Annotated in this window: 20 protein-coding genes; 12 read left to right on the plus strand and 8 right to left on the minus strand. The window is 72.7% G+C overall.

Annotated features, from left to right (window positions below; translation table 11 throughout):
* Window positions 1-229 precede the first annotated feature (229 nt).
* The gene (locus tag B9H04_RS04390; protein WP_080508553.1) at window positions 230-469 is read left to right on the plus strand and encodes a hypothetical protein; all 240 of its coding nucleotides are present in this window, start codon (window positions 230-232) and stop codon (window positions 467-469) included.
* 81 nt (window positions 470-550) lie between these two features.
* On the opposite strand, the gene surE is transcribed toward B9H04_RS04390, so the two are convergent.
* Together surE and carA are read right to left on the minus strand one after the other, a co-directional pair.
* Window positions 551-1,438, minus strand: coding sequence for a 5'/3'-nucleotidase SurE (gene surE, locus B9H04_RS04395; protein WP_049930297.1), 888 nt, complete (start codon window positions 1,436-1,438; stop codon window positions 551-553).
* Between the two features lie 188 nt (window positions 1,439-1,626).
* Window positions 1,627-2,688 (minus strand): glutamine-hydrolyzing carbamoyl-phosphate synthase small subunit, encoded by a 1,062-nt coding sequence (gene carA / locus B9H04_RS04400; protein WP_085682481.1) that lies wholly within the window; start codon window positions 2,686-2,688, stop codon window positions 1,627-1,629.
* A 96-nt stretch (window positions 2,689-2,784) separates the two neighbouring features.
* Here carA and B9H04_RS04405 point away from each other — a divergent pair, with 96 nt between their 5' ends.
* Entirely contained in the window at window positions 2,785-3,198 is a 414-nt protein-coding gene (locus B9H04_RS04405) for an Lrp/AsnC family transcriptional regulator (RefSeq protein ID WP_006114390.1), read from the plus strand.
* Window positions 3,199-3,262: 64 nt separating this feature from the next.
* Here B9H04_RS04405 and icd read toward each other — a convergent pair whose 3' ends face one another.
* The 3 genes from icd to B9H04_RS04420 all read right to left on the minus strand — a co-directional run bounded on the left by icd (window position 3,263) and on the right by B9H04_RS04420 (window position 7,273).
* Complete coding sequence (gene icd, locus B9H04_RS04410; protein ID WP_049930294.1) at window positions 3,263-4,525, minus strand: isocitrate dehydrogenase (NADP(+)); 1,263 nt, start codon at window positions 4,523-4,525, stop codon at window positions 3,263-3,265.
* 156 nt (window positions 4,526-4,681) lie between these two features.
* Complete coding sequence (locus B9H04_RS04415; RefSeq protein WP_049930293.1) at window positions 4,682-5,686, minus strand: glycosyltransferase; 1,005 nt, start codon at window positions 5,684-5,686, stop codon at window positions 4,682-4,684.
* Window positions 5,687-5,743: 57 nt separating this feature from the next.
* Complete coding sequence (locus B9H04_RS04420; RefSeq protein ID WP_049930290.1) at window positions 5,744-7,273, minus strand: HTTM domain-containing protein; 1,530 nt, start codon at window positions 7,271-7,273, stop codon at window positions 5,744-5,746.
* A 122-nt stretch (window positions 7,274-7,395) separates the two neighbouring features.
* On the opposite strand from B9H04_RS04420, the gene B9H04_RS04425 reads away from it, so the two are divergent.
* A complete protein-coding gene (locus B9H04_RS04425; RefSeq protein WP_049930288.1) occupies window positions 7,396-8,334 on the plus strand; it encodes an isoaspartyl peptidase/L-asparaginase in 939 nt (312 codons plus the stop codon).
* Window positions 8,335-8,389: 55 nt separating this feature from the next.
* On the opposite strand, the gene B9H04_RS04430 is transcribed toward B9H04_RS04425, so the two are convergent.
* The gene (locus tag B9H04_RS04430) at window positions 8,390-8,905 is read right to left on the minus strand and encodes a hypothetical protein (protein ID WP_049930286.1); all 516 of its coding nucleotides are present in this window, start codon (window positions 8,903-8,905) and stop codon (window positions 8,390-8,392) included.
* 195 nt (window positions 8,906-9,100) lie between these two features.
* Between B9H04_RS04430 and cofD the strand changes: the two genes are divergently transcribed.
* From cofD to B9H04_RS04470, 8 genes are all read left to right on the plus strand, one after another.
* Entirely contained in the window at window positions 9,101-10,153 is a 1,053-nt protein-coding gene (gene cofD / locus B9H04_RS04435) for a 2-phospho-L-lactate transferase (protein WP_049930284.1), read from the plus strand.
* A complete protein-coding gene (locus tag B9H04_RS04440) occupies window positions 10,150-11,004 on the plus strand; it encodes a tRNA-dihydrouridine synthase (protein ID WP_049930282.1) in 855 nt (284 codons plus the stop codon). Before cofD ends, B9H04_RS04440 begins: the two co-directional genes overlap by 4 nt.
* A 47-nt stretch (window positions 11,005-11,051) precedes the next feature.
* Window positions 11,052-12,053, plus strand: coding sequence for a triphosphoribosyl-dephospho-CoA synthase (locus tag B9H04_RS04445; protein ID WP_049930679.1), 1,002 nt, complete (start codon window positions 11,052-11,054; stop codon window positions 12,051-12,053).
* Window positions 12,050-12,685 (plus strand): DUF447 domain-containing protein, encoded by a 636-nt coding sequence (locus B9H04_RS04450; RefSeq protein WP_049930281.1) that lies wholly within the window; start codon window positions 12,050-12,052, stop codon window positions 12,683-12,685. The genes B9H04_RS04445 and B9H04_RS04450 overlap by 4 nt, the downstream gene beginning before the upstream one ends.
* Window positions 12,686-12,789: 104 nt before the next feature.
* The gene (locus tag B9H04_RS04455; protein WP_049930279.1) at window positions 12,790-12,984 is read left to right on the plus strand and encodes a 30S ribosomal protein S17e; all 195 of its coding nucleotides are present in this window, start codon (window positions 12,790-12,792) and stop codon (window positions 12,982-12,984) included.
* Window positions 12,985-13,067: 83 nt separating this feature from the next.
* Window positions 13,068-14,303 carry a tripartite tricarboxylate transporter permease gene (locus tag B9H04_RS04460; RefSeq protein ID WP_049930277.1) on the plus strand — a complete coding sequence of 412 codons (1,236 nt, stop codon included), beginning with the start codon at window positions 13,068-13,070 and terminating at the stop codon, window positions 14,301-14,303.
* Window positions 14,304-14,424: 121 nt separating this feature from the next.
* Complete coding sequence (locus tag B9H04_RS04465) at window positions 14,425-14,604, plus strand: HVO_2753 family zinc finger protein (protein ID WP_049930276.1); 180 nt, start codon at window positions 14,425-14,427, stop codon at window positions 14,602-14,604.
* Between the two features lies 1 nt (window position 14,605).
* Window positions 14,606-14,872, plus strand: a complete 267-nt coding sequence (locus B9H04_RS04470; protein ID WP_049930274.1) for an elongation factor 1-beta — start codon at window positions 14,606-14,608, stop codon at window positions 14,870-14,872.
* A 98-nt stretch (window positions 14,873-14,970) separates the two neighbouring features.
* On the opposite strand, the gene B9H04_RS04475 is transcribed toward B9H04_RS04470, so the two are convergent.
* Together B9H04_RS04475 and B9H04_RS04480 are read right to left on the minus strand one after the other, a co-directional pair.
* Window positions 14,971-15,408, minus strand: coding sequence for a DUF5809 family protein (locus B9H04_RS04475; RefSeq protein WP_049930273.1), 438 nt, complete (start codon window positions 15,406-15,408; stop codon window positions 14,971-14,973).
* 36 nt (window positions 15,409-15,444) lie between these two features.
* Window positions 15,445-15,900 carry a DUF5810 domain-containing protein gene (locus B9H04_RS04480; protein WP_085682482.1) on the minus strand — a complete coding sequence of 152 codons (456 nt, stop codon included), beginning with the start codon at window positions 15,898-15,900 and terminating at the stop codon, window positions 15,445-15,447.
* A gap of 182 nt (window positions 15,901-16,082) precedes the next feature.
* Here B9H04_RS04480 and B9H04_RS04485 point away from each other — a divergent pair, with 182 nt between their 5' ends.
* Window positions 16,083-17,327: a translation initiation factor IF-2 subunit gamma gene (locus B9H04_RS04485; RefSeq protein WP_049930268.1), complete on the plus strand. Its 1,245-nt coding sequence runs from the start codon at window positions 16,083-16,085 to the stop codon at window positions 17,325-17,327.
* Window position 17,328: the final 1 nt, after the last annotated feature.

Raw genomic sequence — 17,328 nt, forward strand, 5'->3', positions numbered from 1 at the left:
GGCGTGAACGGTCGAGAGTCTTTTGACCGTGCGGGACCGAACCCACCGATCGACCGTCGCCGTGGGCACGTCCGACGGACGGTCCGGGACGACGATCGTTCCGCGGTCGCTCCGGCGGCACCGGACTCGGACGAACGGGTTCGGTTCGTCGCCTTGATGTTCGCCGGGGACGTGGTGGGCGCATGAGCGTCGCGCCGGGAGTCGTCGGAACACAGATGAGGGGATCGCGGTGGTAGGACCCATCTCCGAGTCCGAACGGGACGCGGGGAACCGGAAGATCAGGATCGCGCTGCTCGCGATCGTCACGGCCTCGCCGCCGCTCCTCGCCCTCCAGTTGGACCCGTCGCCCCTCCAGTTGCTCGCCGCGCTCGGCGGCGGCTTCCTCGTCGGGCTGGTCGTCGTGTGGTACCTCGGTCGGCTCGCCGCGGAGTTCAGCGGGAGCGGGCGACGGCCCCGGCGGCGTCGCTGAATCGATAGACCGCGCCGCTAAATCGGCAGACCGCGCCGCTGAAGTGGTCGATAGTGGTCGTACTCCGACCGACGACCGCCGTTAATCGGCTCCCGTCTCTGCGCCTCGAACCGGCTCGACGAGTTCGCCCGCCTTTTCGCCCGCGACGGCGCGCGAACTCGACAGCGGGGAGATGCTCACTTCGCCCTCCACGGCCGCGCGGCGGTCCGACCCGGGATCGTCCGCCACGTCGCCGCGCAGGAACTCCCGCCAGAAGCGGTCCCGCAGTTCCATCCCCATCTCGCCGCGGCGCTCGCCGAACTCCCAGCCCTCGGGGACGTTCTCGTCGTCGGGTCCCTCCTCGCCCGGGCGGAACTCGATCACGTCGAAGCCGCGGGCGGGCTCGGTCAGCCGGTAGGTGGGGTCCTCCGCGGCCTCGTCGTCCGCCGCCGGGACGTTGACGTTCAACACGTCGGCGCCGAACGGGAGTTCGAGGGCGCCGTCGCCGGCGTCGCGTTCGGCGCGGTCGATCAGGTCGGCGACGACCTCGCCGGCGACCGCGAAGTCGCCGTTGTCGAGCGTCGGCGGCACGGGGAGGTTCCCGCGGTCGTACAGCGACACGGCGATCGCGGGCGTGCCGAGGAACGAGGCCTCCATCGCGGCGCCGACGGTGCCGGACTGCCCGAGGATGTGCGCGCCGATGTTCGGGCCGTGGTTGCAGCCGGAGACGACCACGTCGGGGTCGAGCCCGAGCGCCACGTCCGCGACCGCGACGCAGTCCGCGGGAGTCCCCTCGACCGCGTAGCCGCGGTCCGTCTCGGTGTAGTCGACCGTCGTGTCCCACCACGAGCGCGCGCCGCCGACGCCGGACTGGTTCGTCGCGGGCGCGACGACCGTCACGTCGTGGTCGCGCGAGAGCGCGTCCGCGAGCGCCCGAAGCCCGACGGCGTCGATCCCGTCGTCGTTGGTGAGCAGGATCTCGGTTGGCATACGACGGTGTGCGGGGGGACGGGAGAAAACGTCGCCGGTCCGCGGCGAGGGGCGCGGAGACCGAAGGACGGACCGAGAGGTGAGAGCGGAGAGCGAAGACGGCGTCGCGAGCGCCGACCGGGTGGTACTCCGAGTGGTCAGTCAGAGGGCGTCGGAACCGCCGGGAGCGGGGAGGGCGGACCGTCGGCTCAGTCGGCCGCGACGCGGCGCGACGAGGTCGCCAGGTCGAGCACTTCGTCGAAGAAGCCGAGCGAGTCGTGCGGCCCGGGGTTCGCCTCGGGGTGGTACTGGCGGGTGATCACGTCGAGATCCTCGCTGTCGAGCCCCTCGACGGTGTCGTCGTTGACGTTCACCTGCGTCACCTCCAGCGGGCCGGTGTCGTCGACCGTGTAGCCGTGGTTCTGGGTGGTCATCACGACCTTGTCGGTGCGGAGGTCCTTCACCGGCTGGTTGACGCCGCGGTGGCCGAACGCCATCTTCTCGGTCGAGCCGCCGAGCGCGCTCGTGATCACCTGCTGTCCGAGGCAGATGCCGGCCATCGGCAGGTCGCCGGCGAACTCGTCGACGACCGCCTGGGCCGCGACGAAGTTCTCCGGGTCGCCCGGGCCGTTCGAGACGACGAGCACGTCGGGCCCGACGGCGGCCACGTCCTCGGGGGCCGCGTCGTACGGGAGCACGTGGACGTCCGCGCCGCGGTCGGTGAGCGAGGAGATGATCGATCCCTTGGCGCCGCAGTCGAGGAGGGCCACGTCGGCGTCGCCGCCCCCCTCGTGGACGGTCGGCTCCGCGACGGACACCTGCGCGCCGATATCGACGTGGTCGCTCATCGGCTCACACGCCTCCATCGCTTCGACGGCGTCCTCGGCGGTCGCGTCCGGGCCGGCGGCGATCCCGCAGGCCATCGCGCCCTCCTCGCGGACGGTGGTGACGATTTCGCGGGTGTCGACGTGGTCGACGGCCGGAACGCCTTCCGCGGCGAGCCAGTCGGCGACGTCGTCGGTCATCTCGCGGGCGACCGCCGCGTTCGGCCGGACCGATTCGGACTCGAACCGCTCGGTTCGGACGCCGTAGTTCCCGATGAGGGGGTACGAGAAGGTGAGGATCTGTTCGGCGTAGGAGGGGTCGGTGAGCGACTCCTCGTAGCCGGTGTACGCGGTCGTGAACACTAGTTCGCCGCGGGTCCGCCCCGGCGCACGGGCGCGCGCTTCGAGCACGCGACCGTCGGCCAGCGCGATGTAGGCGTCCGACATTACGAGAAACGTACGCGTAAAGGATAATAAATGCGTCGTTCGAAGGTTAGTTACGATATTCGTAACGGGTAAGTCGGCGGACCGAGACGGATCGGTATGGACGACCTCGACAGACGGATCCTCTCGATCCTGCGACGGGACGCGCGGACCCCGTACACGGAGATCGCGGACCGGGTGGGGACCTCCGAGGGGACCGTGCGCAACCGCGTCGACCGGATGACGGACGAGGGCGTGATCGAGCGGTTCACGGTCACGACCCGCACCGGCAACGTGAAGGCCATGATCGAGATCTCGGTGGAGATGAACGTCAACACGGACGCGGTCGGCCAGCGGATGGTGGAGTGGGAGGAGGTCGACTTCGTCTGGCAGGTGTCCGGCGAGGAGGACGTCGTCCTCGTCGTCGACGCGGTCGACACGCGCGCGGTCAACGAACTGATCACGCAGGCCCGAGAGATGGACGAGGTCAAGTCGACGAAGACGCGGCTCATCCTCGACGAGCGGTTGGGATAGGCGGGGACGCAGCGACGATTTGGAGAGAAGAGGAGTCGTTGACCGCGGGGTCGACGACGGAGCCTTACGCCAGTTCGTCGATCTTGTCGACGACGGCGTCCGCGAACTCGCTGGTGGCGAGCTTCTCGCCGCCCTCGATCTGCCGGTGGAGGTCGTAGGTGACCTTGCCCGAGGCGATGGTCTCCTCGACAGCGTCGCGCACGAGGTCCGCGGCGTCGGACCAGCCGAGGTAGTCGAGCATCTCGCGGCCCGAGAGGATCATCGCGGTGGGGTTCACCTTGTCCTCGCCGGCGTACTTGGGCGCGGAGCCGTGGACGGGCTCGGCGAGACAGCGGCCGTGACCGCGGTTGATGCCGGGCGCGATGCCGAGGCCGCCGATCTGCGCGCCGGCGGCGTCGGACATGTAGTCGCCGTTGAGGTTCATCGTCGCGATGACGGAGTACTCGTCGGTGCGGGTCAGCAGCTGCTGGAGCATGTTGTCCGCGATGCGGTCTTTCACGACGAGGGTGCCCTCCGGCTGCTCGCCGTCGTGCTCCTCCCAGAGCTGGTCCTCGGTGATCACGTCGTCGCCGTACTCCTCCTCGGCGACCTCGTAGCCCCAGTCGCGGAAGGCGCCCTCGGTGAACTTCATGATGTTCCCCTTGTGGACGAGCGTGACCGAGTCGCGGTCGTTCGCGAGCGCGTAGTCGACGGCCTCGCGGATGAGGCGCTTGGAGCCGAACTCGGAGATGGGCTTGACGCCGATACCGACCGGACCGTCGTGGATGACGTCCGCGATGCCCATGTCGTCCTCGAGGAAGTCGCGTACCTGCTCCGCGCCCTCACTACCGGCCTCCCACTCGACGCCGGCGTAGACGTCCTCGGTGTTCTCGCGGAACGTGACCATGTCCATCTCCCCGGGGCTCTTGACGGGGGACGGGACGCCCTCGAGGTGGTAGGTGGGACGGACGTTCGCGAACAGGTCGAGCGTCTTGCGGAGGGCGACGTTCAGCGAGCGGAAGCCGGCGCCGACGGGGGTCGTCAGCGGGCCCTTGATCGCGACGCGGTGGTCGCGGATGGCCGAGACGGTGTCCTCGGGGAGGTTCTCGTCGTACTTCTCGCGGGCGCTGGCACCGGCGTAGACGCGCATCCACGAGAGGGATCGGCCGGTCGCTTCCGCGGCGGCGTCGAGCACCTGCTGTGCGGCCGGCCCGACGTCGGTGCCGATTCCGTCGCCGTGGATGATCGGGATGATGGGGTTCGACGGCACGTTCAGCTCGCCGGTCTCCTCGTCGGCGAGCGTGATCGCTTCGCCGTCGTCAGGGACGTCGACTTTATCGTAACTCATGAACGTTCGACGATTTCCGTGGCCCCCTAAAGTGGTTGCCGTTTTCGGCGTGAGCGTCGCGCTCGCAGCCTTTGCCGGTTCTCGCCGCGGGCGCTCTCGCAGTCTCTCCCGTTCTCACCGCGGGCGGCCCCGACGCCTCCCCGCGGTGTCCCGCGGTCAGATCGGCTCGACCTCGACGTCGAACAGCGACCGCCAGCGGTAGCGGCGCCCGCCCCAGACGAACGTCCGGCGGGCGAACGCGTACGCCATCAGCGGGGGCGCGATCAGCACGCCCGGCGCGGCGAGCAGGAACGTCGCGCGCCGGATCCCGAACCGGGCGTACGCCGCCCCGGCGAGGGCCGTGACGAGCGTCACCCCGGCGACCGGCGCGAACAGGCAGAGCGCCGCCATCGAGACGCCGAAGGCGGCGTTGAACGCGGTCGCCCCGGGGGCGTGGTACCGGGTGATCGTCAGGAAGCGGACGAACCGCTCCAGCGAGTCCCGGGCCGACCCGCCCGCCCGGACGTACCGCGTCCGGTCGACCGACGCCACGTCGAGGTGGTCGGTGAGCGTCCCGTCGTCGCTGACCGTCCGCAGGAGGTCCCGGCGGAACGCCGCCTCCCCGGCGCGGAGGTCCTCGCGCTCGAATATTACCGCGCCGCCCCACGCGACGCCGGCCGCGAACACCGCGAGCGTCCCGCCGATCACGTACGCGGGTTCGAACAGGCGAGCCAGCGGGTCGAGCCCGACGAACACCGGGACCTCCGTGGTGGGCCCCTGCCGGTCGTAGTCGGCGTCGAGCGTCGCCAGCCAGTCGGGCGGATGGCGGAAGTCGTCGTCCGTCCAGGCGATCCGGTCGTTCGCGGCCGCCGCCATCCCGGCGGCGATCGCGTTGGCCTTGCCGGAACACCCCTCCGGTTCGCCGGCGATGACGATCCGGACGCGGGGCGGCAGGTCTCCCCGCCGGTCGGCGACCGGGTCGTCCGGGGAGTCGCAGATCACGAGGAGTTCGTCGGCGTCCGCGTCGTCGTCGGCCGCGCCGCTCGCCTCACCGCCGAGCGCCTCGGACCCGCGGAGCTGGGCCGCCACCTCGTCGCAGGCGTCGGTCCAGCGGACGGTCGGGAGCAGGACGGACACCGGCGTCGAGTTTCCCGGCGACGCGGTCGGTTCCGGAGCTGTCACGACAGGGGTATCGGGCGGTCCGAAAGTAAACGTCCGCGATCGAGTCTCGCGCCCCGTTCACGGCGCCGAGCACGAGCGCGTCCCGAGTTCGTCGACCCGCGTCTCCCCGTCCCTCACGTCGACGTCGACGGCCGACACCGTGACCGACCGGATCGCGCCGTCTCCACCCTCGGCGAAGCCCCCCGCCCGGTCGCAGAGGTGCGCGAGCAGCGGGTCGACGCGGGCCGAGTCAGGGTTGTTCGCGAGCGCCGTGAGGAGCTTCCGCCAGCGCGCGGTCGGGTACGCGCGGGCGTCGGAGGGCGGTCGGTCGCGCGCGACGCGGTCGCCATACAGCGCGTCGATCCGGTCGCCGTCGGCGGTCGCGGCGGTCGCCGACACGCGCGCGTCGGTCGAGGGCGGGTTCGGCGCGAACATGGTCCAGCCGCCCTCCGTCGGGTCGGACACCGACGCGACCGCGTCGGGCGTCTCGACGGCCCCGAGCGCCATCCCGTTCCACGCGACGACCGCGACGAGGAGGACCGCGGCGAGGACCGGGATCGCGGCCGCGACTCCCTCGCGGAGGACCCGGAGCGACCGCGAACCGGCCGGTCGTCCCGCGGAGCCGGTCCGACGCTCCGCGAGGCGGCGGAGCCGGTCGGCGGCGGGGGCGACCGCGCGCTCGACGCGGTCCCAGACGAACGGCGGGAAGAAGGGCAGCAGCGAGGTCGCGGAGATCGCGGGGAACACGCCGATCTGTAGCGCGGCGGCCATCGAGAGGTGCGCGGCGACGAACGTCCCCGCGAGCGCGGCCCGGACCCGGCCGGCGGCCGCGACCAGCAGCGGGGAGGCGACGAGCAGCGCGAGCCAGCCGTAGGTGGCCGCCGAGAGCAGCGCCGGCCACTCCGGGACGAGCCCGCCGAGCGGGCCGTGGAGGTAGGTGAGCCGGAACACGCGCGCGACCGCCTCGCCGCCGGGCCACATCGACCCTCGGAGCTTCTCGACCGCGTTGGCGACGTACACGACGACCGCGAGCGTCAGGAGGAGCGCCGATGCGGGGCCCGCGACGCGGTCGCGGCCGTCGCCGCTGGGCGGGGCCGCGGCATCGGGGGCGCGGCGGCGGACCGCGTCGACCGACCAGCGAGCGCTGAGCGGGCACAGGAGTCCGGCGCCGAGCAGCTGGAGGAGGAGGGTGTCCCCGGCGTTGAGGACGAAGGGGTTCCGCGCCTGAAGCGACGCGAGCAGGAGCAGGGAGGCGACGACCGCGACGCGGGTCCGGTGGCCGACCGCGAGCGCGACGGCGGCGAGCGCGGCGGCGAGGAACAGCAGCGCGACGGCCCACGCCTCGCCGGAGACGGCGTGGAGCGAGAAGCGGGCGCCGAGTGGATACGCGTCGGTGAGCGTCGCCCGCGGGAGGACGCCGGCGTCCGTGTAGAAGGCGACGAGGTTCCGCGACCGGAGCGCGAGGTCGACGAGGAGGACGGCGCCGAGCGCGATCCGGAACGCGGCGAGCGCGCGGGGGTCAATCCCGAGTCGCCGGCGGAGCGCGGCGCGGAGCCGGAACGCGGCGCGGCGTGGGGCGGCGCCGCCGGCGGAATCGGCCGTCGTCACGATGGCTCCGACTCGCCCAGCGGCGGGAATAGGTCTTGCGGCGGCGGAGCGGGAGGCCGGTCGACCCCAGCGGTCGCCGCCGGCTTCCGGACGCTTATGTGGCCGCCGCGGGAGCCTCCGGTATGCGAGTCATCGTTCACGGCGGCGCCGGCGGCGCCCCGGACGACCCGGAGCCCAGGCAGGCGGTCCTCGACGAGGCGGCCGCGCGCGGCGCCGACGCCGCGACGCCGCTCGACGCGGTGGAGTCGGCGGTCGCCGTCCTCGAATCGGACCCCCGGTTCAACGCGGGCGTCGGCGGCGCGGTCCAGTCCGACGGCGTCGTCCGCACCGACGCGGGCGTGATGACCTCGGACCGCGAGATCGGCGCGGCCTGCTCGATGCCGGGCGTCGAACACGCGGCGAGCGTCGCCCGGATCGTCCGTGACGAGACGCCGCACGTCTTCGTCTCGGGTGAACACGCCGTCGAACTCGCGGCGGAGTTCGGCGTCGAGACGGGCGCCGCCCTGCTCACCGACGAGACGCGGGAGCGATACGAGGCGGAGGACCCGCCGCGGGGCGGCCCGCGGGAGCACCTCGACTGGCTCGCGTCGCGGTTCGGGTCGGGCGACGATCGGGCCGGCGAGCGGCCGGACGACGGCGACGGGACGGGGGTCGAGGCGTCGGGCCGCGCCTCCGATCACGACACCGTCGGCGCGGTCGCGACCGACGGGGAGCGCGTCGCGGCGGTCACCTCGACCGGCGGGCGGTCGTTCGCGCTCGCGGGGCGCGTCGGCGACGTGCCGCAGGTCGGCTCCGGCTTCTTTTGTACCGAGGCCGGCGGGGCGAGCGCGACGGGCGCCGGCGAAGACATCGCGCGGGTGACGCTCTCGCGACGAGCGGTCGGCCACCTCGATGACGGCCTCGGGGCGCAGGAGGCGGCGGACCGGGCGATCGCGGAGTTCGAGGAGCTGACCGGGTCGGGGGCGGGCGTCATCGTCCTCGACCCGACCGCGGCGGGCGCAGACGCGGCCGGGAGCGCGTTCAACACCGAGGGGATGCAGACGAGCGTCGCACACGAATAGCCGCCGGCGAGTCCGGCGCGGCGAGGCGGCGTCCCGGCCGGGCGACGGACCCGCGCTATTCGAGGGCGGTCGCGAGCTTTCGGTTGCGGTTCGTCGTGGGAACGTCGGAGTCGATGAGCTGTCCGCAGGCGTCGACGAACGCGGCGTGACCGACCTCGCCGCAGAGGACGTGGGTTTCCGCCTCGGTGTTGACGTAGACGTCGATCACGTCGCGGTCCGAGTGAGAGAGGAAGTCGCGGGTCGTGTTCCAGCCGCCGACCGCGAACAGCCCGAGGAACGCCGCGAACGCGATCTCGGGGCGGGTCTCGACGCGTCCGGTGTACACCAGCCCGATAGCGCCGACGGTGAGGACGAGCGAGAGGACGAGGAAGAACAGTCCGAGGAACGTGTGCCGGTGGAGGCTCGTGTCCCGCTCGAACTCGACGCTTGTGATATCGCGGACCGGGATCGAGACGGGTTCGTCCGCGGACGGCCGACGGTAGGTGAGTTCCCCGTCGGACGCAGAAAACGAGACCGTGTTTTCTCCGTCGATGATATATTCATCGAGGTGTGCTTCGGTCGTGAAATTCATGAGGGGACAGGACGGTGTCGAGACGGTTCTTTCGGTTCGTCTGATATGTAGCTTTCGACACCTATTGGCGGCTTTCAGCGCCTCCGTCGACTGCCCCCGCGACGGTGACTCGAGGGGACCGCCACTGGTAGCACCGGTCGTACCTCGTCGCCCGCGGAGGCGAGGATACAAGCCCGACCGTCGCCTTGCGCCGGTATGGTAACCTTCCTCGCCGGGGGGACGGGCACGCCGAAGCTCCTCGACGGCGCGGCCCGGGTGTTCGATCCGTCCGAGACCGCGGTCGTCGCCAACACCGGCGACGACGTCGAGATCGGCGGTCACCTCGTCTGCCCCGACGTCGACACCGTGCTGTTCGCGGGCGGCGGCGTCCTCGACCGCGAGACGTGGTGGGGGATCGACGGCGACACGACCGCGACCCACGAGGAGCTCTCCCGCCTCGCGAGCGCCGCGGGCGACGCGCTCGACGGCGAGCCGGGGACCCCGCGCTACCTCGACGACGCGACGCAGACCGCTGGCCGCGAGATCGCCCGCTGGCGGCGGTTCTCCGCGGTCGGCGAGTTCATGGAGATCGGCGACCGCGACCGCGCGGTCCACCTCACGCGCACGGGCCTGCTCGACGAGGGGAAGTCGCTCACCGAGGCGGTCCGCGTCCTCGCCGCGGCGTTCGACCTCGACGTCGACCTCCTCCCGATGTCCGACGACGCGGTGGCGACGCTGGTCCACACCGAGGGCGGCGAGACCATCCACTTCCAGGAGTACTGGGTCGCGCGCCGCGCCGAGCCCGCGGTCGCCGACGTGGAGTTCCGGGGGGCGGCCGACGCGGAACCGACCGACGCCGCGCTGGCGGCGCTCGCCGATCCGGTCGTGATCGGCCCCTCGAACCCGGTGACGAGCCTCGGCCCGATGCTGGCGCTCCCCGGGTTCGAGCGCGCGCTCCGCGAGACGCCCGTGGTCGCCGTCTCGCCGTTCGTCGGCGACGAGGTGTTCTCCGGCCCGGCCGCGGAGCTGATGGCGGGCGTCGGCCGCGAGCCCTCGACAGCGGGGGTGGCCGAAGCGTACCCCTTCGCGGACGCGTTCGTCCTCGACGACGACGACCCGACCGACCTCGACCGACACGTCGAGCGCACCGACACGGAGATCGACGGCGTCGACGACGCCGAGCGCGTCGCCCGGGCCTGCGAACGAGCGCTGACGGCGGTCGCCGGCGGCGCGGCGGACGCGGGGGCGCCGCGGGAGGGGGCGGAGTGACCCGGCGCGCCGACGCGGCCGGAGCGTCCGCGGGCGACGATCCGTTCCTCGTCGCCGCGAGCCTCAGCGGCGCGGCCGACAGCGAGTGGGCCCGCGCTGCGGCCGAGCACGTCGACGCCGCGCTACTCGGCGGGGTCGCGCTCGATCCCGCCAGTCGGGCGGCCGCCCGCGATCTCGTCGCGCGCGGGCGATCGGAGTTCCTCCCGACCGACCCGCTCGGGTTCGTCGCCGACCAGATCGACGCGCTCGCCGAGGTTCCGGTCCGGCCGGGGGTCAACGTCCGGAGCGCGGCGCCGGAGCCGGTCCGGAAGGCCGCGCGGATCTGCGCCGACCGCGGCGCGGTCTGCGAGGTCAACGCCCACTGTCGGCAGCCCGAACTCCGCGCGGTCGGCTGCGGCGAGTCGCTGCTCCGCGATCCGGCCCGGTTGACGCGGTACGTCGCCGCCGCGAGCGGGACGGGCGCGACGACGAGCGTGAAGGTCCGCGCCGAGGTGCCCGGCGTCGACCTCGTCGCCGTCGCGGAGCGCGTCGCGAGCGCGGGCGCGGACTGGCTCCACGTCGACGCGATGGACTCGGAGGCGGTGATCGCGGACCTCGCAGCGGCGGTCGACGCGGCATCCGGGGGCGGAGACCGCCTCGCCGACCTGACAGTCGTCGCCAACAACGGCGTCCGAGGCCGCGAGACGGTCGCCGAATACGCCGCGCACGGGGCCGACGCGGTGAGCGCGGGGCGCCCGACGGAGGACCCGCCGGTCCTCGCGCGCGTCGCGGACGCTGTCGATGAGTGGCGGGCGGGATCGCTGCGGGAGCGCGCCGGCGAAGCGGATCCCGGGCCGGAGGTGCGGCCGTGAGCGGTGACGAGCGCCCGACAGGAGACGCGACGAAACCGGCGGGAGACGTGACGCCGAGCGGGGCGACGGACCCCGTCGACGACGCGACGCTCGCGCTCCTGGTGGAGGTGGCCGGCACGCCGAAGCCCGGGAACGTGGACCGCCGCCGCGACCTCGACGACCTCCGGTTCGAGGCGTTCCTCGGCGGCGCGGTCGGCGCCCGGCCGGGGCTCGAACTGGCTGCCGAGACCGACGGCGGCGTCGCCGAGCGGCCCGCGGTCGGCGCGGCCTTCGAGCGGGCCGTGGAGGGGATGGCCGCACGCGCCGGCACGAACACCCAGTTCGGCTGTCTCCTGCTGCTCGTCCCGCTGGTGCGGGCGGCTGCGGACCCCGACCGCGACCTCTCCCCCGCCGGCGTGGACGCGGTCTGTCGGTCGACGACCGTCGACGATGCGGTCGCGTTCTACCGGGTGTTCGAGGTCGTCGACGTCGCGGTCGACGACCCGCCGGAGGGCGCGGCCGACCTCGACGTGCGCCGCGGGGGCGCCGCCGAGCCCGCGCTCCGCGAGCGCGAGACGACGCTTCGGGACGTGCTCGCGCTGTCAGCGGACCCGGTCGACGCTGGGGCGGCGGGCGGCTCGGCCGCCTCTGACCGCGTCCCGGACCGCAACGCGGCGGAGTGGGTCGAGGGGTTCCCGCGGACGTTCCGCGCGGCCGAGTGGATCCTGACGGACGAGGGGCCGCTGGCCGACCGGGCGGCGCGGGCGTTCCTCGGGCTGCTCGCCGCGGAGCCAGACACCCTCGTCGCGTCGACTCGGGGGGCGGAGACGGCCCGCGAGGCGAGCGCGCGGGCGAGAGAGATCCTGTATCCGGACGGCAGCGACCCGAGCAACCCCGTCGGAGACGTCTCCGCGGTCGACGCCGAGGCCGTTCACGGCGCCGACCTCGACGCCGCGGAGTCGCTGGCGGCGGCGTTCGTCGCCGAGGGGATCAACCCCGGCACGACCGCCGACCTCACCTGCGCGGCGCTGTTCGTCGCGCTCCGGCGCGGCGCGGAGGTGGCGCCGTGAGCGATGGAACGCCGGACGAGGGGTCCGTCGGCGTAGCCCCGGACGGGTGGCCGGTGCCGCTCCGGGGCGTCACGGAGTCGGTGGTGACGACGCGCGGGCCGAACGACCGGTGGAACGTCGCTGCGCTCGGAGTTCACGCCCCGGACGAGCCGGACGAGCCGGTCACCGCGCGCACCTACGGCCGCACCCGGACGTGGCGGAACTTCGCCGAGCGCGGGGGCGGCGTGGTCCAGTTCACCGTCGACCCGCGGACGTTCGTCGACGCGGCGCTGACGGTCCGGGAGACGGACGACCCCGTCCTCCCGAGCGCCGACGCGTGGGTCGAGGTGCGCGCGGAGGAGGTCGCGGCCGAGGCCGAGGGCGAGACCACGATCCGGACGTGGGAGCTGTCGCCGGTCGAGTCGGCGGTCGTCGCCGAGCGCGTTCCCACCGTCAACCGGGGGTTCGGCGCGGTCGTCGACGCGACGGTGGCCGCCTCGCGGCTGGACGTGCCGTCGTTCGACACGGCCGAGCTGCTCGACCGGCTCCGCTACTTCGCCGACGTGGTGGAGCGCTGCGGCGGGCCGGCCGAGCGCGAGGCGTTCGATCGCATCGACGAGGCGACCGGGTGGCGCGAGCGCGACGGCGAGTGACGGGGCGGGAGCGACCGGGGCTCGCTTCGGCCGCCGGGAGCGCGCCTCGCGGCCGCTCGCGGCGGAACGAACCCTTTTAGTTCGGGCCGCCGGTACCGCTCGGTATGGCCATCAAACCCAAGTACATCAAACAGCTCGGGAACCTCCTGCTGGAGCAGTATCCCGACTCGTTCAACGCGGACTTCGAGACGAACAAGGAGAGCGTCACGGCGCTGACGACCGTCGAGTCGAAGGGAGTCCGTAACCGGATCGCCGGCTACGTCACCCAGAAGAAGTCGCAGGCGGCGCAGAACGCGTAACCGCTCGGTTCGAATCGTCCGGTTCTGCCGACGGGTCCGACCGTCCGACCGCTTAAGTCCGGAGCCGCGGCCACGCCGCCTCGATGGACGCGCTCGTGCGGCCGACGGTCGACCCGGCGTTCGCGGCCGGGGCGCTTGCCTTCCTCCTCGCCGGGGTCGCGCTCGGGACCGCGAGCGGGCTGGTCCCGGGGCTCCACGCCAACAACTTCGCGCTGCTCTTGGCCGGGTTCGCGCCGTCGGTACCCGCCGATCCGCTGTTCGTCGGGGTCGCGATGCTCGGCGCCGGCGTCGTCCACTCGTTCCTCGACATCGTCCCCGCGCTCGCGCTGGGCGTCCCCGACGCCGCGACCGCGGTCGCCGCGCTTCCCGGTCATCGGTTGGTGATCGCGGGGCGGGGGAGAGAGGTGGTCCGCCTCTCCGCCGTCGGCTCTGGGTTGGCGGTCGCGCTCGCGGTGCCGCTGGCGGGCCCGATCACGTGGCTCATGATCCGGTGGTACCCGACGCTGCGGGCGCACCTCCCGCTGCTGCTCGGCGCCGTCGTCGTCGCGCTCGTCCTGACGGAGTCGTCGCGGCGGGCGGCGGTCGGCGGACTCGTCGCCTTCCTCGCGAGCGCCGCGCTCGGCCTCGCGACGCTCGACGCCGACCCCGCGGCCCCGCTGTCGACCGGCGGCGTCCTCGCGCCGCTCTTCGCCGGGCTGTTCGGCGTTCCGGTCCTCGTCGACGCGCTCGGCGGCGACGGCGTCCCGCCGCAGGCCGACCCGCAGATCGCGATGGACGCGCGCGACCTCGGAACGAGCGCCGGTGCCGGCTCGCTCGCCGGCGCGGTGGTCGGCTACGTGCCGGGCGTGTCGGCAGCCATCGCCGCCGTGGCCGCGATGCCGGCGGTGCCCTCCGAGTCGGTCGACCGCGGGTTCGTGGTGGCGACGAGCGGCGCGAACACCGCGAACACGATCTTTGCGCTGTTCGCGCTGGTCGCGCTCGGGACGCCCCGCACGGGCGTGACCGTGGCGATCGACCGCGCTGGCGTGCCGTTCGCGCTCCCGTTGCTGCTCGTCGCGGCCGCGACCGCGGCGTGTTTCGGGTTCGCGCTGGTCGTGCTCGTCGGCGACCCGTACCTCCGGATCGTCGGGAACGCCGACTACACCCGGCTCTCTGTCGGCGTGTTGGGGCTGCTCGCGCTCGTTTCGTACGCGTTCGCCGGGGCGTTCGGCGTCGGCGTCCTGATCGTCGCCGGCGCGCTGGGGCTCGCCCCGCCCCGGGTCGGCGCGCGGCGCGTCCACCTGATGGGCGTGTTGATCGGACCGCTGATCGCCGGGTGAGACGTCGCGGAGACCGCGGCGGGACGCGGCGGATCGCCCGAGCAGCGGCACGGTACCGTCACGCACGGAGGGTTCCGAGGCAAAGAACAACGGTTAAAAGTCGCGGCCGGTAGGTACGTGTATGAGCCAGAGCGACTCTCAAGCCACCCCGCAGTGCGTCTCCTGTGGGATTCAGGTGTCCGGGATGAACGCCGCGCAGTTCTCCTGCCCGGACTGCGGCGCCACCATCTACCGGTGCGCGAAGTGCCGGAAGCAGAGCAACCTCTACGAGTGCCACGACTGCGGCTTCCGGGGGCCCTGAGATGGGCGACGTCGCCGCCAAGATCAAGGTCATGCCGAACAGCCCCGAGGTCGACCTCGACGAGCTACAGGACCGGTTGGAGGAGGTCCTCCCCGAGGGCGCGAAGATCCGCGGCTTCGAGCGCGACGACGTCGCGTTCGGGCTGGTCGCGCTCCTGCCGACCGTCATCGTCCCCGACGGCGCCGGCGGCACCGAGGCCGTCGAGGAGGCGTTCTCGCAGGTCGAGGACGTCGAGTCCGTCAACGTCGAGAACGTCGGTCGCCTGTAAGGCCGGGGCCGCCGTTCGGACGGCACCCGCGGTCCGGGTTTTGCGGTTTCCGTTCCGCTCGGAGAGCCGCCGCTCCGGCGTTCGTGTCGGTCGGCCGATTACCGCCCCGACTCGTAGAACTCCTCGCGGTACACACGCCCGAAGGCGTTGCGCCGGAGGGTGCTGGCCGCCGCGTCCGGCTCCTCTTGGTACGTCGCCGCGACGACGGTGTCCGCGAAGGGAATCGGGTGCCAGACGACGTTGTCGACGCTGTCGGAGCCGATCCGTACGACCGCGTCCTCGTCGAACTCGCTGTCGGCGAGCCACGCGTCGAACTCGTCGCCCTCGCCGACGTGGACCGCGAGCAGCTCGGCGAACGTCGCGTCGCGGGCGGTTCGGATCACCTCAGGGGTGACGCGCTCGTCGTACTCGTCGGCGCCGAACGACATCGCCTTCGTCGCCTCGCGGACGACCACCTGCGCGACCGGACCGACCTCCTCGTACCGTTCGAGCGCCTCGGCGCGCGTCTGGGGGGCGAACGTGCCTCTGGTCTCCATGGACACGATTGACCGGGGGCGGGCAAGGGCGTTCCGCTACGCGGCGGGGTCGGGGTCGGCGGAATCGGACTCCTCATCGGCGTCGTCTGCGGCCGCGTTTCTGGTCATCTCGCGCGCCTCGCGGAGCGCTTCGGCGACCGCTGGGTCGTCGACGGCGTCGGGATCCGGGACGCCGGCCCCGGAAGCGGGGTCGGCGTGGCCGTGGTCGTGAGCGTGGTCTGAGGGAGCCGCGTCCCCGCCCGACCCCATTCCGACGTCCGGGCGGCCTCGGGGGACCGTGTCCTCGAACACCTCGTCGTACTCGGCGTCGTCGGCGTGCGGCGTCACCTCGGCCGCGAGTTCCGCCGGTTCGCGGTCGCTCCAGTCGTCGACGCGTTCGTCGAGCCACGCCTCGTGGTCGCCGCCGTGGAGCATCGCCGTGAACGCGAGGTGATGCGCGAGGTGTTCGCCGTCGCGCTGCGGGGTGTCGCAGACGGGGCACGCGTATCCCATGTCGGTCGAAGATTCGCGGGTGAGCCGTAAAGCCGCGTCGAAGGTGGAGCGCCCCGCGCCGAACGGCGACCGCTCGCGACCTCGCCCCGGGTTGTCGCGCGCGCTGACGCCGCTATAACAGCAACTTTATCACTCGCACGGGGCGAAATTCGCATAAGACTACTCCGTTAGGAGGTCCAACAGTGACTGAAGCCAACACACAACCGGAGGTGAACATCGGTCTCGTCGGTCACGTCGACCACGGGAAGACGACGCTCGTACAGGCGTTGTCCGGCTCGTGGACCGACCAGCACAGCGAGGAGATGAAACGCGGCATCTCGATTCGGCTGGGGTACGCGGACGCGACGTTCCGGCGCTGCCCCGGCGTCGACGAGCCCGAGTGTTACACCGTCGACGAGGAGTGCGAGGACGGCTCCGAGAGCGAACCGATCCGAACGGTGTCGTTCGTCGACGCGCCGGGCCACGAGACGCTGATGGCGACGATGCTCTCGGGCGCGTCGATCATGGACGGGGCGGTCCTAGTCGTGAGCGCGACCGAGGACGTCCCGCAGGCCCAGACGGAAGAGCACCTGATGGCGCTCGATCTCATCGGGATCGAGAACATCGTCATCGCGCAGAACAAGGTCGACCTGGTGAGCCGCGACCGCGCCGTCGACAACTACGAGCAGATCCAGGAGTTCGTCGAGGGAACCGTCGCGGAGGACGCGCCGATCGTCCCCGTCTCGGCCCAGCAGGAGGTCAACCTCGACCTACTCATCGACGCGGTCGAGTCCGAGATCCCGACGCCGGACCGCGACCCGGGCGAGAGCGCCCGGATGTACGCCGCCCGCTCGTTCGACATCAACCGCCCCGGCGCGACCGCCGAGGACCTGAAGGGCGGCGTCGTCGGCGGATCGCTCGTCAGCGGCGAGCTGTCGGTCGGCGACGGGCTGGAGATCCGACCGGGGCGCGAGGTGGACGAGGAAGGCCAGACGGAGTGGCGGCCGCTGGAGACGACCGTCCGGTCGCTCCAAGCCGGCAACCGCGACGTCGACACCGCCCACCCGGGCGGCCTCCTCGGCGTCGGCACCGGGCTCGACCCGAGCCTGACGAAGGGCGACGCCCTCGCCGGCCAGGTCGCCGGCGAGCCGGGGACGCTCCCCCCGACCCGCGAGGAGTTCGAGATGACGGTCGACCTGCTCGAGCGCGTCGTCGGCAAGGAAGACGACGAGAGCGGCGAGAGCGACATCGAGGAGATCAGCACCGGCGAGCCCCTGATGCTCACGGTCGGTACCGCGACGACGGTCGGCGCGGTGACGAGCGCGCGCGACGGTGAGTGCGAGGTGAGCCTCAAGCGGCCCGTCTGCGCCGAGGAGGGCGCGCAGATCGCGATCAACCGGCGCGTCGGCGCGCGCTGGCGGCTCATCGGCGTCGGAACGCTCACGTAGC

Origin of the sequence: Halorubrum ezzemoulense DSM 17463, from assembly GCF_002114285.1 — an archaeon.
Taxonomy (GTDB): Archaea; Halobacteriota; Halobacteria; order Halobacteriales; family Haloferacaceae; genus Halorubrum; species Halorubrum ezzemoulense.